Below are 2,309 nucleotides of genomic sequence, written 5' to 3'. Positions count from 1 at the left end.
GGAGCCAGATAGTTTCCAGGCCGTTCTGGAGAGTATTCCAGAACGGCCTTGTTTTTTGAGGCGTCAATACATCCAACAAGCGGCTGTAGCCGAGACACCCCTTGAGGCGCCGTCAGCAATTCGGTAATACATCAAGAAAGAGGTAAGCGTATGTACAAGAAACTGGTTTTCATGTCGGGCAAGCCGTACTGGCTTATGCCCGAGGGCGGCTTCCAGCCGGCGGAGCGCAAAAACGGGCGCATAGTCGACCCAGTGCTCTTCCGCAGGTCCGACGACCGGTGGAGCGAAGAGCTCTACGGCAGGTAGGACGGGGCTCGCCCCCTTTTCAGTCGCAAGACGCAAGGCTCCTCCCGCATGGGAAGGAGCCTTTTTCTTTTTCTATGAGATGCAACAAGGGCAAGCCGAGCGTGGTGGCTCATGAGACATGTCAAGCGACATCCAGAATTGGTCCTTTCGCGACGTGATGAATCGACCCGTCCAGTGTATTATTGATCTGAGCTATGAGTTCATTGCCCCCACGGTGTTGCTAATGTTTCAGGACCAAATCATAACCGAGGGGTGGATAAATCAATCAGAGTAGAAAGGAGGCGTTCCCATGAAAAGACTCGGGCGTTTGCTGAGGGTTACGACCCTGGTCGCACTGCTGCTTCTGTCGGTTGTGCCGCCGATAGCCGGTGCTTCCGGGGGTCCGAGATACATCTTTCTCTTCATAGGCGACGGTATGGGAGAGCCCCAGGTTATCGCATCCGATCTGTACTGCCGCGCCTCAGGCAGGGGAGAGCTCGCCTTCCCCTCGATGCCTGTCAGAGGCAGTATTACGACGGGGACGGCGAAGGGGGCCGTAACCGATTCGGCCGCCGCGGGTACGGCGCTGGCCTCGGGGTACAAGACGGAGAACGGAATACTGAACATGGACCCGACCAGGACCAAACGCTTCGTCACAGTCGCGATGGTCGCCCGCGACCGGGGGATGAGGGTGGGGATAGTGACCAGCTCCTTCATGAATGACTCGACCCCTGCGGCTTTCTACGCCTGGTCCCCCTCGCGCACGGACCTGTACGATATTGGAAAACAGCTGCCGGAAAGCGGATTTGACTATTTCGGCGGAGGGGGGCTGAGCAGGCGAAAAGGGCGCAAGGGCGATCAGAAGGACCTGTATGAAATAGCCGCCGCACGGGGCTACAAAGTGCTGCGGACCGCCAAGGAGATACCGTCGGCCAGGCCGGGAGAGAAGGTGCTGGTCACCGGCTCGGCGGGTGCCCTGCACTACGAGATCGACCGTCCGAAGGGCGCTCTGTCGTTGGCCGACTATACCAGACTCGGGATTGTGCTGCTGGACTGTTCCGAGGGGTTTTTCATGATGGTGGAGGGCGGGAAGATCGACTGGGCCTGCCACAGGAGCGACACAGCCGCGATGGTGCACGACGTGGCGGCATTCGACGATGCAGTGAGGGAGGCCCTGGCTTTCGCCCGCGACAGGCCCGATGAGACTCTGATAGTAGTGACTGCAGACCACGAGACCGGGGGTATGAGCCTGGTCGGCGGGCCCGGGGGAGAGATGTTCCATGCGATCCTCTCCAGGCAGAGAGGGTCGAACGAGGTGTTCGACGTGAAAGTCGCAGAGATGCGCAAGGGCGGTCGAGCCTCTTTCGAAAGCATGCTGCCCCTTCTGACTGATTTCTTCGGACTTGAGAACCTGTCAAGCGATGAGACGGAGGAGCTGAAAGCCGCCTTCGCTCAGAGCATGAAGCCGAAGAGCGGCCGTACACGCGACAAGGAGTATAATCGGCTTTATGGCCCCTACGAGCCTCTGACCATGGTTGCCTCCCGCGCGCTGGCCCGTCGCGCCGGGGTCCGCTGGACCTCCTACGGTCACTCGGGCGCATCCGTCCCGGTATACTCAGTCGGCCCCGGTTCTGAGCAATTCTCCGGCGAGTTAGACAATACCGATATTGGCCGCGCACTGATCCACCTGCTGCCGTGAGCCGTGCCTTCCGGTTTGCAGAGCTCCCGTTTCCACAGTTATTTGTAAACAACCCGTGCAAAAGAGACGTTTCCAGTGTACTATTTATCTGGACTAGGAGTTTGCAGGGTTTCGAGGTTGAATCAGCTCGAATGCGGAACGGAGGAGAGGTCCGATGAGCAAGAATGCGCCCGAGGTCGGTATGCTTTCACGAGCGCAGGGGTGCCTGCTTGGTCAGCTTGCCGGAGACTCGCTTGGCAGCCTGGTGGAGTTTTGTGGCCCGGATGACATCCGGCGTGAATACCCTAACGGTGTTCGCGAGCTCGCGGACGGCGGCACTTGGAAT

The 2,309-nt window shown here is 59.1% G+C and carries 2 protein-coding genes; both read left to right on the top strand.

Annotated elements, in window-relative coordinates:
* Nucleotides 1-150: 150 nt before the first annotated feature.
* Complete coding sequence (locus GX181_03925) at nt 151-306, top strand: hypothetical protein (protein ID NLM71096.1); 156 nt, start codon at nt 151-153, stop codon at nt 304-306.
* A gap of 289 nt (nt 307-595) precedes the next feature.
* Complete coding sequence (locus GX181_03920) at nt 596-1,984, top strand: alkaline phosphatase (GenBank protein ID NLM71095.1); 1,389 nt, start codon at nt 596-598, stop codon at nt 1,982-1,984.
* The last annotated feature ends 325 nt before the right edge of the window (nt 1,985-2,309 follow it).

This window comes from Synergistaceae bacterium (assembly GCA_012521675.1).
Taxonomy (GTDB): domain Bacteria; phylum Synergistota; class Synergistia; order Synergistales; family Aminobacteriaceae; genus JAAYLU01.
This window is presented reverse-complemented; position numbering and strand designations above follow the sequence as displayed.

Bases quoted from the DNA above. Each gene is read 5' to 3' on its own strand.
- GX181_03925 (NLM71096.1), top strand. From the start codon at position 151: ATGTACAAGAAACTGGTTTTCATGTCGGGCAAGCCGTACTGGCTTATG.
- GX181_03920 (NLM71095.1), top strand. From the start codon at position 596: ATGAAAAGACTCGGGCGTTTGCTGAGGGTTACGACCCTGGTCGCACTG.